Consider the following 19,670-nt stretch of genomic DNA (forward strand, 5'->3'; position numbering starts at 1 on the left):
GATGAAGGAGATCAAACGTCGGATATATGAGACGATTGATGGCATGGAAAGCGTAATTTTGGCCATCAACGATTTTATTCACAGCCATCCCGAGATCGGCAATCAGGAGTTTCAAGCCGTGGAACTGCTGACGCGCGCGCTCGCGGAGCATCGTTTTGAAGTGGAGCGGAACGTGGCCGGATTGGCGACCGCATTCAAAGCGACTTTTCGCAATGGGGATGGAGGTCCCACGATCGGGTTATTATGCGAATACGATGCCCTCGAGGGAATGGGACACGGCTGCGGACACCACATGCAGGCGGCTTCCATCACGGGAGCGGCGATCGCGCTGACCCAATGCTTGGGCGATCTCTCCGCGACCATCGAAGTGTACGGGACGCCGGCCGAGGAGACGACGAGCGGAAAGGTGCCGATGGTCCAAGCGGGCGTGTTCGATCATCTGGACGTGGCGCTCATGATGCACGCGGGCGATCGAACGACCGTGGATGGCAAAACGCTCGCGATGAATAAGTTCGACTTTATCTTCAGAGGAAAATCAGCCCATGCGGCCATTGCTCCCGACCAAGGCGTCAGCGCGCTGGATGGGGTACTGCTCGCCTATCATGCGCTCGAATATTTGCGAGAACACGTGCGTTCCGACGTCAAAATCCACGGCGTGATCACAAACGGCGGCGTCGCGCCCAACATAGTGCCCGAATACGCCTCCGCCCAATATTACGTTCGCGCAAACGACCGCCAGCATCTGAACACGGTGCTGGAACGGGTCTTTAATGCCGTGCGCGGCGCGGCCATGGCTACCGGTACCACCGTGACGATCGAGGAAAAGAAAGCAACCGAAAACAAGATCAACGTCGAACGATTGAACCGGCTTCTGCTGGATAACGCAATAGAGGCGGGGTGCGAGAAAATTTCGCCGCCGAGAACGAGCACGGGGTCCACGGATTTCGCCAACGTGACGCATCGGGTACCCGGCGCCTGTTTGCGTGTGGCATTCGTTCCGCTGGGAACTTCGAGCCATACCGAGGAGTGGGTGAGGGCGGGCGTGAGTCCGGAAGGCCATAAGGCGGTTATGCTGGCGGCCAAAGCCATTGCGGGAAGCGCCTTCGACCTGATCGCCGATCCGGAACTGCTGAAGGAAATCCAAGCGGAATATGCCGTCGCCCATCAGGGGTAACGATCTAACGTAAATGCGGACCGAAGAATCAGGATTCTTCGGTCCGGTTTCTATACCATGTTCTTACATGTTCGACGAATTTGTCCACGGCGTAGAGACCTAGGGAAGATTCCCGGTACAGCATCCAATTGTTTCGAATCACGGCTTGTCCGTTACTGAATTCGAGCGGTTGAACGAACAACTCGGTTCGATCTTCGTCCGTTAAGCAAACTTCCGGTACGATGCTGTAACCGACTCCCATCTTGACCCATTTCATCGTCATATCCAGGTTGTCGACCTGCATGGCGATGAGCGGCGACTCGTTGAACCGTTCGTTCCACCAGCTATCGATCGCTTTTCCCAATAGAGGGTCGGTCTTATGTTTCAGCCCGGCGGCATTGGGATCATTGCGATATTGGATGCAGGGAATCGAAGGCAATTCTTCCAACCGAATCGGCTGTTTCGAGACGAGACAGACGCCTTCGGGCTCCAGAAGGTCTTTTCGGTCGAACCAGCTGTACTCTCCCCGCACGATGCAGACATGGACGTCCTGCATTTGCAGGAGTTGAAAGATGACGGAGCTTAGACTGGTGAGCATGTTGACCTGTATATTCGGGAATTGCTCGTAAAACGAATGCAAAATCGGGACCATCCGATACATCGCGTAATTGCCGGAAACGCCGATCCGGATCGTGCTCCGGATATCTTGGTGCTTGAGATTGGTCAACAGATCCTTCGTTTTCCGCAGCTCCAGCAGCATATTCCGGGCGTAAGCAACCAGATGCTCGCCTTCCGGCGTGAACTTCATCGTTTTGCCGGTCCTCGTGAATATTTTAATGCCGAATTCCGACTCGATCTGATGCAGCCGGTACGTTAAGGTGGGCTGCGAGAGGAATAGCTGCTCCGCGGCTCTCGACAAGTTTTGCTCTCTATAGACGAAGTCGAGCAGCGACCAATCTTGTTCGTTCATGCCGGGTCCCCCTTAGACATCAGCTATTTTCCGATAGTTAGTGTATACGTTAGGCAGATTATTAATCATTGTCAAGCGCGAGGGAGGATGGAGATCGCGATGATGAAAAATTTGACGATTCAGCGAAAACTGGCGGCCCTGAATGCGTTGTCCGTCGGTTTCATCGTCTTGATCGGCTTGGTGGGCTATCGGAACGTGCAGGTTCTTCAGTCCAATTCGGAACGCTTATACGAGGAAGCGGTACTCCCCCTCGAGTGGATCTACGAGATTCGCGACATGACGTTCGAAATCCAGGCAGACGTGTTCGAAACGATGATCGCGAAGGAGCCGGACCGGATCGCGGAATTGGAAGCGCGGGTGAACGGTCGGCTGGGGGAAACGTCCAAACGGTTGAATCTATTGAAGACCGTGCCGCTGAGCGAATTCGACCGCGATCGGCTGGAGCGGTACAACAAGCTCCGGATCGAATATTTGAAAAGCCAGAACGAAATCTCGTATTTGACCCATCAGAGGCAAAGCGAGCAAGCCTATCGGCAATACGCCGCGGAAACCGGCCCGATTCAGGCGCAAATGAACGGGTTGATGATGGCGATAGCCGACCATATGGCGGAAGTCGCCAGCGATATCAAAGCATCCAATGCAGAAACGAGCGCCTTCGCCGTCCAGCTCAGCGTATGCTTGCTGCTGCTGTCCGCCTTGGTATCCGGATTTGCCGCCGCGCTCCTCGGCAAAACGATTACGAGCCCCCTTGAAGACATCGGACGGCTGATGGAGAAGGCGGCAGAAGGCCGTTTGAACGTCTCCGGCGCATACCGGTCCAAGGATGAAATCGGCGCGATGTTCCGGTCATTTCATGTCATGATCGCTTCGCTGCGCTCCCTCGTATCCCAAATCGACCATTGCTCCAAGTCGCTTTCCCAAACCGCCGACCAGACGGTTGTGTTCGCCGACCAGACTTCGAAGGCTTCGGAGGTCATCGCTTCCGCTTCCGCCCGGTTAACGTCCGGGTTGGACAACCAGGTGAGCAGCGTGGCCAGGATGACGAATGAACTGGAGAGAGTGGATGCCCACATTCAACAGATCGACGAGCAGATGAGGTTGATGGCGGATCGCACGGAAAAGGCTTCTCAGGCTTCGGCGGCGGGAGTCGATCATGTGTTTCAACTGTACGGCCGAATCGAAGGGCTATGCCGTACAAACGAACAGACGCAGCGCCTGTTCTCTTTACTGGTCGAACAATCCGGAAAAATCGGCATGATCACCAAGATGATGAAAGAAGCTTCTTACCAAACGAATCTGCTCGCGCTGAACGCTTCCATCGAAGCCGCCCGCGCAGGAGAAGCCGGCCGGGGTTTCTCTGTTGTTGCCGCGCGCATTCGCGATCTGGCCGATCAATCGACGGCTTCCTCCAAGCTGATCGCCGAGATCGCGCTGCAAATCGCCGAACGTACCTCCGATGCCCGGAAATCGATCGCGGAAGGGACGGAGAGCGCCAAAGAAGGCATGAAGCTTGCAACCGCTGCCCAAAGCGAATTTCAAACGATCGAGTTCACGATAGACCAATTCAGGAAGAGCGCGTTGTCCGTCACGGCCGCCGTCAGCGAAATCGCCGGGAGAAGCCAAGAGATCGTGAAAGGGATGGAGGAGGTAAAGGCCGTCACGCTAACCGCCGCGGCGACGAGTGAGGAAACGACGGCTGCCAGTCAGCAGCAGCAGGCGGCACTGCAGGAAATGGCCGCCGCATCGAAATCCTTGTTCGAGCTGTCGGATGAATTAAGAGAACGTTGCACGTCGTTCTCGTTGGTTTGAAATTTTGAAACCATAGCTTCGAATCCTTCGATTGTACCCTTCGCGCCACAATCGCTATAGTTAAACACGGAAAAATGAATGCCGGTGCAGGGGGAGTCATTTCATGACGATTACCGTACAAAACGGACAGGCGAAAGCGGAACAAGAGGACGAGCTCGGCGACACGCAGGCGGTTATAGCGGCCGCAATGGATCGACTGGGCTTCGATTCCGGAGTATTCGAGATCCTGAAAGAACCGATGAGAAGCTTGAAGGTTCGGATTCCGGTCCGCATGGATGACGGGAATGTTCGGGTGTTTACCGGATACCGCATTCAGCATACCGCGTTAGGACCGACGAAAGGAGGAATCCGGTTTCATCCTTCCGTATCCGAAGACGAAGTGAAGGCGCTTTCGATCTGGATGAGTCTGAAATGCAGCATTCTGGGTCTACCGTTCGGCGGGAGCAAAGGAGGCATTGCTTGCGATCCGAGGGCCTTGTCTCCCAGGGAATTGGAATCGTTGTCCCGAGGCTATGTGAGGGCGATCAGCCAAATGGCCGGTCCCGCGAAGGACATTCCCGCGCCGGACGTCTATACGAATCCGCAAATCATGGCCTGGATGTATGACGAGTACAATCGCATCCGCGAAAGCCATACGCCTGGGTTTATTACCGGCAAGCCCCGCATCTTGGGCGGCTCGAACGGAAGGGAGTCGGCAACCGGACGCGGCGTTGTGATCGCCGCTCGTGAAATCGCCGCTTACCTGAATCGCGATTTGCTGGATCTACGGGTGATCATTCACGGTTTTGGCAACGTTGGGGGAGAGGTCGCGAAGTTATTGCATGCGAGAGGCGTCAAGGTGGTAGGCGTTGGCGATTTGTTCGGCGGAATCTACGATCCCCGCGGATTGCCCGTGACCGAGCTTCTGGAGAAGCGCGATGCGTTCGGCAACGTGACCGATCGATTTCGGGCAAATCTCACGAATCGGGAAATTTTGGAGCAGGAATGCGACATGTTGATTCCCGCATCGATCGAACATCAAATCACGAGCGAAAACGCTCATCGAATCCGGGCCTCCATCATCGTAGAGGCGGCGAACGGGCCGACGACCTTGGAGGCGACCCGGATGTTGACCGACCGCGGCGTTGTCATCGTACCGGATATCGTAGCCAATGCCGGCGGCGTAACGGCGTCCTATTTCGAATGGGTGCAGAACAACCAAGGGTTGTACTGGACGGAAGAGGAAGTAAACGCGCGATTGGAAACGCGGATGGTCGAATCCCTGCATGCGGTTTTCCGCATGGCGCAAAAACATGGCGTACACATGCGGATGGCCGCCTACATGGTGGGAATCGAGAATTTGGCTCACGCCGTCAAGCTGCGGGGCTGGGCATGACCTGATTTGGAGGTGCGACGATGGATCAAGAGATCAGCTTTATCGCGAGCGGCGATAGCTTCATTACCCGGAGGCTGCCGTCGTTCCAAACGAGTTCCTTTCAACGGATCGCGAAGCTGTTTCATAACGCGGACGTCCGTTTCACCAATTTGGAAACGACGCTTCACCATTATGATTGCGTTCCTTCGGCGCTGAGCGGCGGAACTTGGGCGGTCAGCCCTCCCGAGGTGCTGGAGGACCTGAAGGCCTACGGAATCAACGCGATCTCATGGGCGAATAACCATACGATGGACTATTTATACGAGGGATTGGCCGCAACGGAATCTCATTTGAATCGATACGGCTTTATTCACGCGGGAGCCGGCCGCAATCTGGCCGAAGCGAGCGAAGTGCGATATTTGGAAACTCCCTCCGGAAGAGTGGGTCTGATTGCGGCTACCTCCACCTTTCACGAGTTCCAAATGGCTGGCGAACAGCGCTCCGACATGATCGGCAGACCGGGCATCCATCCGTTGCGTTATATTTCCACCTACGGCGTACCGGAAGACAAGCTCGAGACGCTAAAGGAGATCGCGCGGTCGGTACACCTGAACGCGAAACGAAACAAGTCCATCCAGAACGGTTATTTGAAAGACGAGGAGATCGGAGTTTTCGCTTTCGGAACGTATCGTTTTAAGGCGGATGAAACGGCTGGGGTCTCGACGTCCCCCCATGAAACGGATATGAAGCGGATTCGAAGAAGGATCGCCGAAGCCAAACGGCAAGCCGATTATGTCCTGGTCAGCATTCACACACACGAGATGAACGGGGACCGTATGGAAGAACCGGCCGAGTTTATCCGAACGTTCGCCCGCGCATGCATCGACGAAGGAGCGCATGCCGTTATCGGCCACGGACCGCATGTGCTGCGGGGAATCGAAATTTACCGCAAACGTCCGATTTTCTACAGCCTGGGCAATTTCATTTTTCATAACGAAACGCTTCCGCGTTTGCCGGCGGAGAGTTATGACAAGTACGGACTCGGTCCGGAGCACACGGTCGCCGATGTGTTCGATTGCCGCAGCGCAAACGGGACCCGCGGTTATGCGGCCAATCCCCAGATCTGGAGATCGGTTCTGCCGTATTGGAAAATGCGAAACGGCGAACTGACGGAGCTTACGTTGTTTCCGATCGAATTGGGTTTCGGCTTGCCTCGTCCGCAGCGCGGCTGGCCGGAATTGTCTTCCGATCGGGAGATTTTGCTTGCGTTGAGGGAACTGTCTTCGCCATTCGGAACCCAGATAGAAATCGATGGAATCGCAGGCCGCGTGGTACTGTAAAATCATATCTATAAATGAGTATTAAATGTTTTAATGTGACACATATAATATTTCTATTGGAACTAAATGACGCACTAATATAAAATAATAAATGTAAATGACTCATATATGGATTAATAAGAGGGGTGTTCAGCACATGAGTGTCCAAGAGGAACGGCTTTCCAGAATCGCAAATGATAATTTGCCCGTGAACGAACTGATCCGAATGGCGTTGGCGAGAGAAGAAGGCGAGCTGGCGTCTACGGGAGCGCTCCAAGTGTATACAGGCAAGTATACCGGCCGTTCTCCCAAGGACAAATTTATCGTGAAAGACGCGGAGACGGAGCATCTTGTGGACTGGGGTCCAGCCAATCAACCGTTGTCTCCGGCCTCCTTCGACCGGCTGTACGATAAGGCGATCCGGTATATGTCGGACAAGGAACTGTTTATTTTCGACGGTTATGCGGGCGCCGACGAAGCGTATCGGATCCCGATCCGGGTCGTCAATGAATACGCTTGGCACAATTTGTTCGCCCGGCAGCTGTTTATCCGCCCCGTCGCGGGCGAACGGCCGCCCAGCCCGGCATTCACGGTGATCGCGCTTCCCGGTTTGAAGGCGGATCCGGCGGTGGACGGCACGAGGTCGGAAACATTCATCTGCATTTCCTTTACCCGGAAGATCGTGCTGATCGGCGGAACCGAGTATGCCGGAGAAATCAAAAAATCGATTTTCACGGTGCTTAATTACTTGCTGCCTAAGCAAGGGGTTTTCCCCATGCATTGTTCGGCCAACGTGGGCGAGCGCGGCGACGTGGCGCTGTTCTTCGGCTTGTCCGGCACGGGGAAAACGACGCTGTCCGCCGATCCCCATCGCCGGTTAATCGGAGACGACGAGCATGGTTGGACGGATCAGGGGGTCTTTAATTTCGAGGGCGGCTGCTACGCCAAGTGCGCCAATCTGTCCGAAGAAAAAGAACCGCAAATCTGGGGTGCCATCCGATTCGGAACGGTATTGGAAAACGTCGTGCTGGATGGGGTAACGGGTTCCCCCGATTTCCATGACTTGAGCCGGACGGAAAACACACGGGCCGCGTACCCGCTCGATATGATCCCCGGCGCGCTTAACCCCGGCAAAGCCGGGCATCCCAACGTCATCATCTTTCTGACGGCAGATGCGTTCGGCGTGCTGCCCCCGATCTCCAAACTCACAAAAGCGCAAGCCATGTATCACTTTTTGTTAGGGTATACGTCCAAGCTCGCCGGCACAGAGAGGGGCGTGACAGAACCGGAGGCGACGTTCTCCTCGTGTTTCGGTTCGCCGTTCCTTCCCCTTCCCCCCACCGTCTACGCGAGAATGCTCGGAGAAAAAATCGAGGCCCATCAAACCAAAGTATACTTGCTCAACACCGGTTGGACCGGGGGTCCCTACGGCGTAGGCAAGAGGATGGATCTATCTTACACGCGGGCCATGGTGGCCGCCGTGCTGGACGGATCGATCGAACAAACGGATTTCGCCGTCGATCCGATCTTCGGGTTGCAATGCCCGGCCAGCCTTGCCGGCGTTCCCGGACAACTGCTCCAACCGCGCGACGCCTGGCCGGACAAGGCGGCTTACGAGAAAGCGGCGTATGAGCTCGCCGAGCGGTTCGCGAGCCAATTCAAGAGGTTTGAAGGTTGTGGAGAATTAGGAGTCGCAAATATCTGACACTTGTCCATGAATAAAATGAACGCCTAACAGAATTGGAAGGAGGATGCGACATGCGGATCGCTGTAAACGGAATGGGCCGAATCGGGCGATTGTGCATCCGCATTGCCTTATCGCGGAACGCTCCGGGTTTCGAAATCGGCGTCCTCAACAGCACCAGCCCGACGTCGGTATTGGCCCATTTGCTGGCTTACGACACCGTGCACGGCAAATGGGACGCGGACATCCGAAGCGAACCGGATCGGCTGATCGTGAGCGGACACGAAATCCCCGTGATTTCGGAACGGGATCCGGCGCAGCTGCCGTGGCAATCGTTCGGCATCGATCTGGTCATCGACGCGACGGGGAAATTCAGGGATCGGGTTTCTTTGGAAAAACATCTGAAAGCCGGAGCGGGCAAGGTGCTGCTGACCGCGCCGGGCAAAGACCTGGACGCGACGATCGTCCTGGGCGTGAATGAGGAGCGGTACGATCCGAAACGGCACCGCCTCGTATCGGCCGCTTCGTGTACGACCAACTGCCTGGCTCCGGTACTGAAGATTCTGGATGGAGCCTTCGGAGTGAAACGAGGATGGTTGACCTCCATTCATGCCTACACCAACGATCAGAACCATATGGATAACCCGCACAAAGATTTGCGGAGAGCCCGAGCCTGCACCCAGTCGATCATTCCGACCACGACCGGCGTCTCTAAAGCGCTAGTCGACGTGCTTCCCCGGCTTGCGCCGCATCTGAAGGGGGTCTCCGTGCGCGTTCCCACCCCGGATGTTTCGCTGTTGGATTTGCTGGTCTTTCTCAATCGGTCCGTAGAACCGGCAGACGTGGCGAACGCGTTTCAGGCTGCGATCGCGGAGGGGATGGGCGCTTACGTGGCGTACAATGAGCTGCCGCTCGTATCATCAGACTACATCGGGAGCGACAAGTCCGCCGTTATCGATGGGCTCAGCATCATGACGGACGGGGATTCGCTCAAGCTGATGGCTTGGTATGACAATGAATGGGGGTATGCGAGTCGGCTGATCGACCTGGCAGCTTATATGTCACAAGCCGAGTTCCAAATACGGAAAGGGGGAGATACATGTCTCGTTCCAACGGTTTAGCGCCGACCCCATCCGGGAAGCCGGAATTGGGGGCGTTGATCTGCAGGGTTTGCAACGAAGTCGTGGCTACCCTCCCCACGAACGGCGTCAAAAAAATTTACGGCGTGTGCGGCAAGAAGGCATGTATGGAATCCACGATTCGGAGCGGAGGATGAACGGACGGTTGACGAAGCGGCGGTGGATACGCCGGCCGTCCAAAACGGGCACTCCAAAATGTTGAACTTCAATTGCAGGTAAGCATAAAAGCTGCCCCCATCTTGGAATGAGAGGGGGGCAGCTTTTATGCTTATATATGAACAATTTGCGAAAAACGGTAGGAAAGCCTGCCGTGGATACAAGCTCCCGCTTCAAGCGAGAGTTAAGCGGGAGTTATGGAAGCCTTCTTTTATTCCGTGAAGAGTGCTATAATCGGCGAAAATAGAGATAGGGGAGAGAACATCATGTCTTATAAAATCGCTTTTTTCGATATTGACGGAACGTTGGTCGACGAGGAGAAGCGAATCCCGGAGGATGCCATTGAGGCGATTCGCCGCTTGAAGGAGCAGGGGATCGAGCCCGTCATCGCGACAGGCAGAGCGCCGTACTTCTTCCAAGATCTCATCAAGCAAATCGGCATTGAATCCTATGTCTGCCTTAACGGAGCGTACGTAAGGTACAAAGGCGAGGATCTGTATGAGAGCCAGATTCCGATGGAAGCATTGGAGAAGCTGGTCGGTCTCGCAAGGAAGAACGGGCACGAGCTCGTGTTCGAAGGCAAGAACGCCTACTTCGCGACGTCGCCTGAGCATCCCTTCGTCTACGAGGCGGTCGCCTCGCTTAAGGTCGTGCACCCGGAAGCGGATGCGGATTTCTGGAAGAAGGAAGGCATCTACCAGGTGTTCCTGCACTGCGAGAGCCATGAGGAGCATCTGTACCCCGGGGAGCTGCCGGAGCTGCGCTTCGTCCGTTGGCACTCCAAGGCGATGGACGTGCTGCCGAACACGGGCTCCAAAGCGGAAGGCATCAAGGCGCTGCTGGATAAGATCGGTATCCTTCCGGAGGAAGCGATCGCGTTCGGTGACGGGCTGAACGACAAGGAGATGCTGCAGCTCGTCGGCCTCGGCATCGCGATGGGCAACTCTCACAAGGAGCTGCTGCCGTATGCCGATTACGTGACCGCGAACGTCGACGAAGGCGGAGTCAAGAAAGGTCTGGAGTACGCGGGCGTTCTATAAGGCGCAGATTGAGGAGAAGGCGTGCCTTCCCTCACCCAATCATCGTCGATAAACGTGGAGGAACAGCATTGAAAAAAGTCGGCTTGGTGATGCGGAAAATTCAATTCGCGGAGGCGCAAGGCCCGCGGGTATATGCGGATCGATTGAAGCAAATCGGCAGGGAACTCGGAGTGGATATCGTCTTTATCTCGCCGGAACGCCATGTCAGCGATTTCGATCAAGCGCCCGGTTATGAATACGAGAAGGGCGATCTTGCGAATTACGATATCGTTCTGGATAAACTCGCGAAAGAACGCATCGAGCATATCATTTATACCGTGTCGGGCTTTACGTTCTTGAGAATGTTCTTCGATAAATGCGTGCTGTTTCCGCATTCTTACCCGCACCGGGATTTAACCGGTTACGAGATGATGAAACCCTTCTATACGCCGGATCTGATCGATCAAGCGATCGTGCATACCGAATATTTGCGGCAGCGATTCGCGCTCGATTACGGCGTCACGAACGTGGATGTCATTCCGATCGGCTTTGAAACGGAACTGGCCAAGCAATATTACAATCCCGATGAAGTCGTGCACAACCGCATCCTGTGGATCGGAAGGGACGAACCCAACCGGAGGCCTCATACCCCGATCGAGTACGCGAGGCAAAATCCGGATAAAGAAGTGGTGATGGTATTCGGCGGGCTCAGGTACAGGGAGAGTATCAAGAAATACGATATTCCCAACAACGTCAGAACCATGTTCGCTTTGTCCCGGGAAGAGATATTCAAGCTCATGAATTCATCGAAGGTTTACTGGAACAGTTCGGTCTTCGATACGTTTGCCATGCCGTTAAGCGAAGCGATGGCCATGGGGAAGCTGATCGTCCGGTCCGAAAACCGCTGCTATTCGCACATTTCATCCAGGCACACGTTTGCCGGAGACGAACACAATTGGTTCGAACTTGTGAATATGGCTGCTGCCTCGCCGCATCGGGTTTCCGAAGAGAACAGGGAGTATGCCTTCAGCCATTTCTCCTATGATGTGATGAAGCGGGGATACCTCCAGTTTTTTGAAAAATGGCTGTAACGACACGCAGCAAGGAAGATCACCTGCTTCCGAAAGCTTGAGCAATCAAGCTTTTTTTTGTTTCGATGCCATTCGAATCACCATCGACCAAGGGAATTGCCCCTAAAATTGAAGTAACCCGGGGGTTTTATCGACTCATGAATCGGCCGAGAGAACGGTCAAGGCGACTCAGATTCTGGTAGGCGCCCTTCCCGTCCTGGCCGCGTATCCGTTCCTGCAGAAGTATTTCTTGAAGGGGATGGTGATCGGCAGCGTTAAAGGGTAAGGAGGGTACTAGCAATTATTGTATGAATTTTGTGACAATTTATAGGGTGCCTTATATGCGTTTATAATTATATAATCAAATTGCACAAAGCGATTCTTACACCAGTGTCCACCAAGAAACGATGATTGCATGAATCGAAAGGGGGAATGAATAGAGTCGACTTCGGAGGGAAGTGCTTTTGCCAAACTCGTTTCATCGTCAAGAATAAGAAGAGACGGAGGTAATGGGCATGTTATCGAAAGCGAAGTCAATGAGGAGCTGTTTGTTAGCGATGGCAGTAGCGTTTACCACGGTCATTACCGGTTGGATTCCGTCAGCGTCCGCGGAAACGGCGGATTTCACATCCTTGAATGCTTCGCAAATCGTTAATGAAATGGGTGCGGGCTGGAATCTGGGCAACCAGCTGGAAGCTGTCGGCTCTAACGGTACGCCGAGCGAAACGGCGTGGGGTAATCCTGCCGTAACGCAGTCTCTCATTCAGAAGGTAAAAGCAGCGGGATTCAAAACGATCCGGATCCCCGTTTCGTATTTGAATTACATCGGGAGCGCACCGGACTATACGATTAATTCCACTTGGCTGAACAGAGTCAAAACGGTCGTGGATTACGCCTACAACGAGGGTTTGTATGTTATCATCAACATGCATGGAGACGGTTACAATTCCATTCCCGGCTCTTGGCTGCTCGTCAATTCAAGCGATCAAGCCACGATTCGAGCCAAGTATCAGAAAGTGTGGCAGCAGATCGCGAATAAGTTCGTTAACTATGATGAGCATTTGATCTTCGAATCCATGAACGAAGAATTCGACGGTACTTACGGCACGCCTAACCCCACATACTATTCGAATCTGAATGCGTATAATCAAATCTTCGTAGATACCGTAAGACAGACCGGAGGAAACAACAGCGCAAGATGGCTGCTGATTCCCGGCTGGAATACGAACATCGATTATACGGTCGGCAACTACGGCTTCGTGCTTCCTACGGACAATTATCGTTCCTCTGCCATTCCGAGTTCCGAGAAGAGAATCATGATCTCCGTTCATTATTATTCGCCATGGGACTTCTGCGGCGTGGAATCCGGCGCAATTACCCAATGGGGAGCAACCGCGACCAACGCTTCGAAAAAATCGACCTGGGGACAGGAAGATTATTTGGATTCGCAGCTGAAGTCCACGTTCGATAAATTCGTCACGCAAGGATATCCCGTGGTCGTCGGTGAATTCGGCTCCATCGATAAAACGGCCTTCGATTCCTCGAACAACACGTATCGGGCGGCATTCGCCAAAGCGGTAAGCCAGACGGCCAAGAAATACGGCTCCGTACCCGTATATTGGGATAATGGACACAACGGACAGTACGGCTTCGCATTATTTAACAGATCGACTTACGCGGTTACGCAGCAAGGAATCATCGACGCGATCATGAGCGGTATGGGCGGCTCTACGGGCATCGCGGGCACTTACAAAATCAAGAACGTCACGACAGGTTTGTATGTTGACGGCATGGGGCGAACCACGAACGGTTCAAATGCAGGGCAATGGAGCAACAGCAGCAGCAACAACCAGAAATGGGTAATCGAATCATACGGAAGCGATTCCAAAATCAAAAACGTCGCAACCGGTTTGTATCTTGACGGAATGGGCCTTACGTCAGCCGGCTCCATTTGCGGCCAGTGGGGCAACAGCAACAGCAACAATCAGAGATGGGTATTGGAATCGTACGGAGGCAATTACAGGATCAAGAACGTGGCGACCGGACTTTATTTGGACGGCGGCGGCAGTACGGCGAACGGCTCCGACTTGAAGTTGTGGAGCAGCGACCCTAGTACGAACTTGCAGTGGCAGTTGGTCAGTCCCTGATCATCGACATCCAATATCAAAGCAGCTCCTAACCTAACGGGTATGAGCTGCTTTGCGTTTGCGGACGGCTCCGCCCGGGTGATATCATAGTTCTGCCCACATTATCCCAGAAGGAGATGGAGATCGGATGTATCAAGCGGTTCAACAGTTTTTGGACGACTGGGCGCAGGAGTCCTCGCTGACGTCGAAAGTTCTCTCCGCCTTGACGGACGCGTCCTTGACGCAGGCGGTCACGGAAACGAAGGGGAGAAAGCTCGGGGAATTGGCCTGGCATTTGGCGACCAGCGTTACCGGCATGCTGGGCGCGGGAGGGGTGCAGGTCGATGGTCCGGGCTTTAACGCGCCCACCCCGACCCGGGCTCAGGAAATCGCCGACGGCTACCGCAAGGTCAGCGACGCCGCCGTCTCCGCGCTGAAGGCGCAGTGGACCGACGGTAAGCTGTCCGAGCCGCTTCTTCTTTTCGGTCGGATCAACACGACATACGGCGGTCTGCTCGTGATGATCGTGCGCCACCAGATCCATCACCGCGGCCAGATGACGATCCTGATGCGTCAGGCCGGACTCGTTCCACCCGGCGTGTACGGACCGAACGAAGAGGAGTCCGCCGCGATGCGAGCCGGGCATTAAACGAAAAGAGGGACCCTATCAATCATCGATAGGATCCCTCTTTTCGTATCTCTGTGCCCTGTGGTCCTCAGCAGCCGTTATTTCAGTGATTCAGAAAGTCGAAACGATCTGCATTCATGACCTTAACCCAAGCGGCAATAAAGTCGCGCACAAACTTCTCTCGGTTATCGTCTTGGGCATAAACTTCGGCGATGGCGCGCAGAATGGAGTTCGAACCGAAGACGAGGTCAACCGTAGTCGCCGTACGCACGACTTCACCGGTCTTGCGGTCGCGTCCTTCATAGTAGCCCCCGTCTACCGGCTTCCACTGCACCCCCATGTCAAGCAAGTTAACGAAGAAATCATTCGTGAGAGTGCCGACACGATCCGTGAATACGCCGTGTTTGGTGCCGCCGAAGTTTGTGCCGAGTACGCGCATGCCGCCAACCAGTACCGTCATTTCCGGTGCGGTCAGGTTGAGCAGCTGCGCCTTGTCTACCAGGAGCTCCGCAGAACTGACGCTATAGTGCTTCTTCTGATAGTTGCGGAAACCATCCGCGATCGGCTCGAGTACGGCAAAGCTTTCTACATCGGTTTGCTCTTGCGCGGCATCGCCGCGTCCGGGAGCGAAAGGAACCGTTACGTCAAAGCCGGCATCCCGAGCCGCTTTCTCTACTGCGGCGCTGCCGCCGAGTACGATCAAATCGGCCAGACTGACTTTCTTATCCAGATCATCTTGAATGGCTTGCAGGATGGTCAGCACTTTCGCAAGCTGCTCAGGCTGATTCACTTCCCAGTCCTTCTGCGGAGCAAGACGGATGCGGGCGCCGTTCGCGCCGCCGCGCTTGTCGGAGCCGCGGAAGGTGCTCGCCGAAGCCCAAGCCGTCGTGACCAGTTCGCTGACGGTAAGTCCGGAGTCCAGGATCTTTGTTTTCAGATCTTCGATTTCCGCATCCGTTAATTCGTAATCAACCGCCGGAACGGGATCTTGCCAGATCAGTTCTTCTTCCGGAACTTCCGGCCCGAGGTATCTTGCGCGAGGACCCATGTCGCGATGGGTGAGTTTGAACCATGCTCGAGCGAATGCATCCGCAAACTCTTCCGGATTCTCATGGTAGCGGCGGGAAATCTTTTCATATACCGGATCCACGCGCAAGGCCATATCCGCCGTCGTCATGATCGTCGGAACGCGAATGGACGAATCTTCCGCGTCCGGTGCCAGATGCTCCTCGGCAGGATTGACGGGAGCCCACTGATGGGCGCCTGCCGGGCTTTTCGTGAGCTGCCATTCGTATCCGAACAGCACATCGAAATAACCGTTATCCCACTGTGTCGGATTCGCGGTCCAAGCCCCTTCGATCCCGCTGGTGATGGCGTCGCGGCCTTTGCCGGACCCGTGCGTGCTCAGCCAGCCTAAGCCTTGCGCTTCAATGGGAGCAGCCTCCGGCTCCGGTCCTACGTGCGCAGCATCTCCTGCACCGTGTGCCTTGCCGAACGTATGTCCGCCGGCGACGAGCGCGACGGTTTCTTCATCGTTCATGCCCATCCGTTTGAAGGTTTCGCGGATGTCGCGAGCGCTTGCAAGCGGATCCGGCTTGCCGTTCGGACCTTCCGGATTCACGTAGATCAGACCCATTTGAACGGCGGCAAGCGGATTCTCAAGCTCGCGGTCTCCCGTGTAGCGCTTATCCCCGAGCCATTCCGTTTCCGCGCCCCAGTAGATGTCTTCTTCCGGGTGCCACACGTCCGCGCGTCCGCCGCCAAATCCGAATGTCTTGGCGCCCATGGACTCGATCGCGACATTCCCTGCAAGAATCATTAAATCGGCCCAAGAGATCTTGTTGCCGTACTTTTGTTTAATCGGCCACAGCAATCGGCGGGCTTTATCCAAGTTGCCGTTGTCGGGCCAGCTGTTCAGGGGAGCGAAACGCTGCGTGCCGGATCCGGCTCCGCCGCGGCCGTCGCCCGTGCGATAAGTGCCTGCGGAGTGCCAAGCCATACGAATGAAGAAGGGACCGTAATGTCCGTAGTCAGCCGGCCACCAATCTTGGCTGTCTGTCATGAGATCGCGAAGGTCCTGCTTGAGAGCCTGGTAATCTAACTTTCGGAATTCCTCCGCATAATCGAAATCTTCGCCCATCGGGTTCGATTTTCGGTCATGCTGATGGAGAATGTTCAAATTCAACTGATTCGGCCACCAGTCTTTGTTCGTCGTACCGCTAGTATTGTGACTCGTAGCGCTCCCGTGATGAAACGGGCATTTCCCGGCGTCGGGGATAACCTTTGCGTCCATTTGTTTCTCTCCCATCAGATTAAATTAAATCGTAGATAAAAATTATTCTAATCTATGTATAATACGACTGCCTGCAAAAATCAACTTTTTTATTTTACGTCTTCACCCCTTCATTCCGGATTTCATCCTAATCCTAACGTATGGAGGGTCGGTGAAGAATATTATCTTGTTGGTCGTTGCGGCTAGCTCTACAATAGGCATTTACGGATCGGTTTTGCCGCCATTTTTGCGGATAATGAAGTGATTTTTGTGTTGATTTCTGGGGTACGCAAGGACAAGGGGTCATGGTAGTATTTATGGATTCCATATTTCAAATAGAGGTGTATATATGAGATTCAATAACCCGGTCGTGAAAGGCATGTATCCGGATCCGAGCGTGTGCAAAGTGAAGGATACCTATTATCTAGCGTGCAGCTCGTTTCAGTATTTCCCTGGCGTTCCTCTTTTTGAAAGCAAGGATCTGATCAACTGGAAGCCAATCGGTCATTGTCTCACCCGACAAAGCCAGATTCAGCTGGACAAAGTGAACAGTTCAGGCGGAGTCTTTGCTCCTACCCTTCGGTATCATAACGGTCGATTCTATATGACCACCACCAACGACACGACTCGTCAAAATTTCTATGTATGGACGGACGATATTTACGGGGAATGGTCGGATCCGATCAACGTGGATCAAGGGGGAATCGACCCCGATTTGTATTTTGAAGACGGGAAAGCCTACTTCATGAGCAACGGAGCGGACGATCATGGCCGAGGCGGTATCGTTCAATGTCAAATCGACATCGAAACGGGCTGCAAGCTGACCCCGAGCCGGGTGATCTGGCAAGGAACGGGCGGACGTTATCTGGAAGCGCCGCATCTGTACAAAATAAACGGCTGGTATTATCTTCTCGCTGCTGAAGGCGGCACCGAATATGGTCATATGGTGACCTATGCCCGCGGACCTTCTCCCGGCGGTCCGTTTGAAGCGTATCCCCTGAACCCCGTGCTCACGAACCGCAACTTGGGGGGGTATGAAATCCAAGGTGTCGGTCACGGAGACCTCGTGCAAGACAACGGAGGCAATTGGTGGATGCTTCATCTCGGTTTCCGTCAAATCGGCCGGTGGTTTGCTTACCACCACCTCGGACGCGAAGTCTTCCTCACGCCCGTTACTTTCGGAGAGAATGGCTGGTTTACGGCAGGAGATAACGGTACCACGCTATCGTGCTTTGAAACGGACCGTATCCCGGAAGAAGTGGTTCAGAATGAGAAAAAGAGCGATACCTTTGAAAATACGGAATGGGATAAGGATTGGTGTTATCTTCGTCTGCCGCGTTCGGGAAATTACTCGTTCGAACGGAATAGGTTAACGCTGAAAGGAACGGAAATCTCGCTCGATCAAGCTGACACCCCGACCTTCATCGGCATTCGCCAGAGGGACTTCAACGCCGTGATTACTTGCGATGTATCCCTTGAGAGCGGTGAAGCGGGCATAACTCTCTATATGGATGAAAATCATCATTACGACTTCGCGATTCGCAAAGATGAGAACGGGTATAAAGTGATCGAACGCCTGAATATCGGCGATATTAAATCCATAGAAAAAGCGGTGGATATCCATCATAGCTGCGCTTCCCTGATTATCCGATCTACCCCTAACGCCTACAGTTTTGTTGTTCAGGTAGACGGCAAGGAGATCCATTTAGGAACGGCACAAACGAAATACCTATCCTCCGAGGTTGCAGGAGGATTTACCGGCGTGATGATCGGTTTATATGCCTATGGCGAAGGCTGTTTGGCGGAGTTTTCGAATTTTAAATGCGAATATGCTTGAACCCAAGCATAAGGGGCTCGAAGAGATTCGAGCCCCTTTGCATGGGATCGCAGTATCGGCCGGATCCTTTCTCTCTGACTCGGTTATTGACTGAAATATGACCCCCCGTTGACATGGATCACCTGTCCGACCACATATGTGGAGTCTTGTGAAGCAAGGTAGACATATGCCGGTGCAAGCTCCCAGGGCTGACCGTATTTGATCGACATGTAAAGCTTCGGAGGCAGCGACGATGGTTGCAGAGGCGTCCAAGTTCTGCCCGGAGCCACCGCATTGACGCGGATTCCGCGGTCGATCAGCGACATGCTCAAGGAACGCGTAAACGTGCTGATCGCGCCTTTGGTCGCCGAATAGTCGATCAACCCTTTAAAGCCGATGGTTGCGGTTTCGGAAGAGGTGTTGATGATCGTACTTCCCGGTTTCATGTAAGGGAGGGCCGCTTTGGTTAAATAGAACATCGAGAAAATATTCGTTCGAAAGGTCAGCTCCAACTGTTCGCGTGTTATGTTTTCGATGCTCTCCTGATAAAACTGCACAGCCGCGTTATTAATGAGGCAATCGATTCGGCCGAACGCGCGGATCGTCATGTTCACCACATGCCCGCAAAACGATTCTTCTCCGATATCTCCGGCGAGCGCGAGGCACCTTCGGCCCAATTGGTTGACCCTGGCCAAGGTTTCCTGCGCATCCCCGTGTTCGTTGTAATAGACGATGACGATGTCCGCTCCTTCTTTGGCGAACGCGTACGCCACGGCCCTTCCGATCCCGCTGTCTCCGCCCGTTATGATCGCGACTTTATCGCGCAGCTTCCCGCATCCGACATAAGCGGGATTTTCGGACACGGGTCTTGGAATCATAATGGATTCGATCCCGGGCTGCTGCGGTTGATACTGCGGCGGCTGATTAACGGGAATCGTTTTGCACTCGGTATAACTTCCGAAAATAGGTTGCATGCTATCCCGTCCTTCTTGAAAGCTCATACACCATAACATATGCCCATTGCGGGCCGGTGGTGCCCTGGGCTTATTAAGGTTCGGACGGCAACCGCCGAGAAATTAAAGGATACCGGAGTCCGTTTCCGAATTCTTAGTAGCACTTAAGGTCGATGTGAAAACGTGAAAATCGACGTAAAAT

General features: G+C 54.1%; 14 protein-coding genes and 1 pseudogene. 12 read left to right on the top strand and 3 right to left on the bottom strand.

All coding sequences use genetic code 11. The features are described from left to right. Position 1: 1 nt before the first annotated feature. Positions 2-1,174: a M20 family metallopeptidase gene (locus GE107_RS04385; RefSeq protein ID WP_255570177.1), complete on the top strand. Its 1,173-nt coding sequence runs from the start codon at positions 2-4 to the stop codon at positions 1,172-1,174. Between the two features lie 28 nt (positions 1,175-1,202). On the opposite strand, the gene GE107_RS04390 is transcribed toward GE107_RS04385, so the two are convergent. Beyond that, positions 1,203-2,123 (bottom strand): LysR family transcriptional regulator, encoded by a 921-nt coding sequence (locus tag GE107_RS04390; RefSeq protein WP_219638261.1) that lies wholly within the window; start codon positions 2,121-2,123, stop codon positions 1,203-1,205. Positions 2,124-2,222: 99 nt separating this feature from the next. Here GE107_RS04390 and GE107_RS04395 point away from each other — a divergent pair, with 99 nt between their 5' ends. From GE107_RS04395 to GE107_RS04440, 10 genes and pseudogenes are all read left to right on the top strand, one after another. Further along, positions 2,223-3,932 (top strand): methyl-accepting chemotaxis protein, encoded by a 1,710-nt coding sequence (locus GE107_RS04395; protein ID WP_219638262.1) that lies wholly within the window; start codon positions 2,223-2,225, stop codon positions 3,930-3,932. A gap of 103 nt (positions 3,933-4,035) precedes the next feature. Further along, positions 4,036-5,307, top strand: coding sequence for a Glu/Leu/Phe/Val family dehydrogenase (locus GE107_RS04400; protein ID WP_219638263.1), 1,272 nt, complete (start codon positions 4,036-4,038; stop codon positions 5,305-5,307). A gap of 20 nt (positions 5,308-5,327) precedes the next feature. After that, positions 5,328-6,626, top strand: coding sequence for a CapA family protein (locus GE107_RS04405; protein WP_219638264.1), 1,299 nt, complete (start codon positions 5,328-5,330; stop codon positions 6,624-6,626). 136 nt (positions 6,627-6,762) lie between these two features. Continuing rightward, positions 6,763-8,310: a phosphoenolpyruvate carboxykinase (ATP) gene (gene pckA / locus GE107_RS04410; RefSeq protein WP_219638265.1), complete on the top strand. Its 1,548-nt coding sequence runs from the start codon at positions 6,763-6,765 to the stop codon at positions 8,308-8,310. A gap of 53 nt (positions 8,311-8,363) precedes the next feature. After that, positions 8,364-9,410, top strand: coding sequence for a type I glyceraldehyde-3-phosphate dehydrogenase (gene gap / locus GE107_RS04415; protein WP_219638266.1), 1,047 nt, complete (start codon positions 8,364-8,366; stop codon positions 9,408-9,410). Between the two features lie 440 nt (positions 9,411-9,850). Next, positions 9,851-10,624 carry a Cof-type HAD-IIB family hydrolase gene (locus GE107_RS04425; protein ID WP_219638268.1) on the top strand — a complete coding sequence of 258 codons (774 nt, stop codon included), beginning with the start codon at positions 9,851-9,853 and terminating at the stop codon, positions 10,622-10,624. 68 nt (positions 10,625-10,692) lie between these two features. Further along, positions 10,693-11,694: a glycosyltransferase gene (locus tag GE107_RS04430; RefSeq protein WP_219638269.1), complete on the top strand. Its 1,002-nt coding sequence runs from the start codon at positions 10,693-10,695 to the stop codon at positions 11,692-11,694. Between the two features lie 145 nt (positions 11,695-11,839). Beyond that, positions 11,840-11,959, top strand: a pseudogene (locus GE107_RS26350) (carbohydrate ABC transporter permease); the annotation flags it as partial. A 271-nt stretch (positions 11,960-12,230) separates the two neighbouring features. Next, positions 12,231-13,820, top strand: coding sequence for a cellulase family glycosylhydrolase (locus GE107_RS04435; RefSeq protein ID WP_255570178.1), 1,590 nt, complete (start codon positions 12,231-12,233; stop codon positions 13,818-13,820). Between the two features lie 127 nt (positions 13,821-13,947). Continuing rightward, on the top strand, positions 13,948-14,448 hold the full coding sequence (locus GE107_RS04440) for a DinB family protein (protein ID WP_219638271.1): 501 nt from the start codon (positions 13,948-13,950) through the stop codon (positions 14,446-14,448). An 82-nt stretch (positions 14,449-14,530) separates the two neighbouring features. Here GE107_RS04440 and katG read toward each other — a convergent pair whose 3' ends face one another. Continuing rightward, entirely contained in the window at positions 14,531-16,720 is a 2,190-nt protein-coding gene (katG, locus tag GE107_RS04445) for a catalase/peroxidase HPI (protein WP_219638272.1), read from the bottom strand. A gap of 328 nt (positions 16,721-17,048) precedes the next feature. Here katG and GE107_RS04450 point away from each other — a divergent pair, with 328 nt between their 5' ends. Further along, positions 17,049-18,536, top strand: coding sequence for a glycoside hydrolase family 43 protein (locus GE107_RS04450; protein WP_219638273.1), 1,488 nt, complete (start codon positions 17,049-17,051; stop codon positions 18,534-18,536). Positions 18,537-18,619: 83 nt separating this feature from the next. Here the strand turns inward: GE107_RS04450 and GE107_RS04455 are convergent, their stop codons facing one another. Continuing rightward, on the bottom strand, positions 18,620-19,489 hold the full coding sequence (locus tag GE107_RS04455; RefSeq protein ID WP_219638274.1) for an SDR family oxidoreductase: 870 nt from the start codon (positions 19,487-19,489) through the stop codon (positions 18,620-18,622). Positions 19,490-19,670 lie beyond the last annotated feature (181 nt).

It is taken from the genome of Cohnella sp. CFH 77786, assembly GCF_019400745.1.
GTDB lineage: Bacteria > Bacillota > Bacilli > Paenibacillales > Paenibacillaceae > Cohnella.

Excerpts from the sequence above, each read along its gene's own strand:
- GE107_RS04385 (WP_255570177.1), top strand. The coding sequence starts at position 2 with ATGAAGGAGATCAAACGTCGGATATATGAGACGATTGATGGCATGGAA.
- GE107_RS04390 (WP_219638261.1), bottom strand. The coding sequence starts at position 2,123 with ATGAACGAACAAGATTGGTCGCTGCTCGACTTCGTCTATAGAGAGCAA.
- GE107_RS04395 (WP_219638262.1), top strand. The coding sequence starts at position 2,223 with ATGATGAAAAATTTGACGATTCAGCGAAAACTGGCGGCCCTGAATGCG.
- GE107_RS04400 (WP_219638263.1), top strand. The coding sequence starts at position 4,036 with ATGACGATTACCGTACAAAACGGACAGGCGAAAGCGGAACAAGAGGAC.
- GE107_RS04405 (WP_219638264.1), top strand. The coding sequence starts at position 5,328 with ATGGATCAAGAGATCAGCTTTATCGCGAGCGGCGATAGCTTCATTACC.
- pckA (WP_219638265.1), top strand. The coding sequence starts at position 6,763 with ATGAGTGTCCAAGAGGAACGGCTTTCCAGAATCGCAAATGATAATTTG.
- gap (WP_219638266.1), top strand. The coding sequence starts at position 8,364 with ATGCGGATCGCTGTAAACGGAATGGGCCGAATCGGGCGATTGTGCATC.
- GE107_RS04425 (WP_219638268.1), top strand. The coding sequence starts at position 9,851 with ATGTCTTATAAAATCGCTTTTTTCGATATTGACGGAACGTTGGTCGAC.
- GE107_RS04435 (WP_255570178.1), top strand. The coding sequence starts at position 12,231 with ATGGCAGTAGCGTTTACCACGGTCATTACCGGTTGGATTCCGTCAGCG.
- GE107_RS04440 (WP_219638271.1), top strand. The coding sequence starts at position 13,948 with ATGTATCAAGCGGTTCAACAGTTTTTGGACGACTGGGCGCAGGAGTCC.
- katG (WP_219638272.1), bottom strand. The coding sequence starts at position 16,720 with ATGGACGCAAAGGTTATCCCCGACGCCGGGAAATGCCCGTTTCATCAC.
- GE107_RS04450 (WP_219638273.1), top strand. The coding sequence starts at position 17,049 with ATGAGATTCAATAACCCGGTCGTGAAAGGCATGTATCCGGATCCGAGC.
- GE107_RS04455 (WP_219638274.1), bottom strand. The coding sequence starts at position 19,489 with ATGCAACCTATTTTCGGAAGTTATACCGAGTGCAAAACGATTCCCGTT.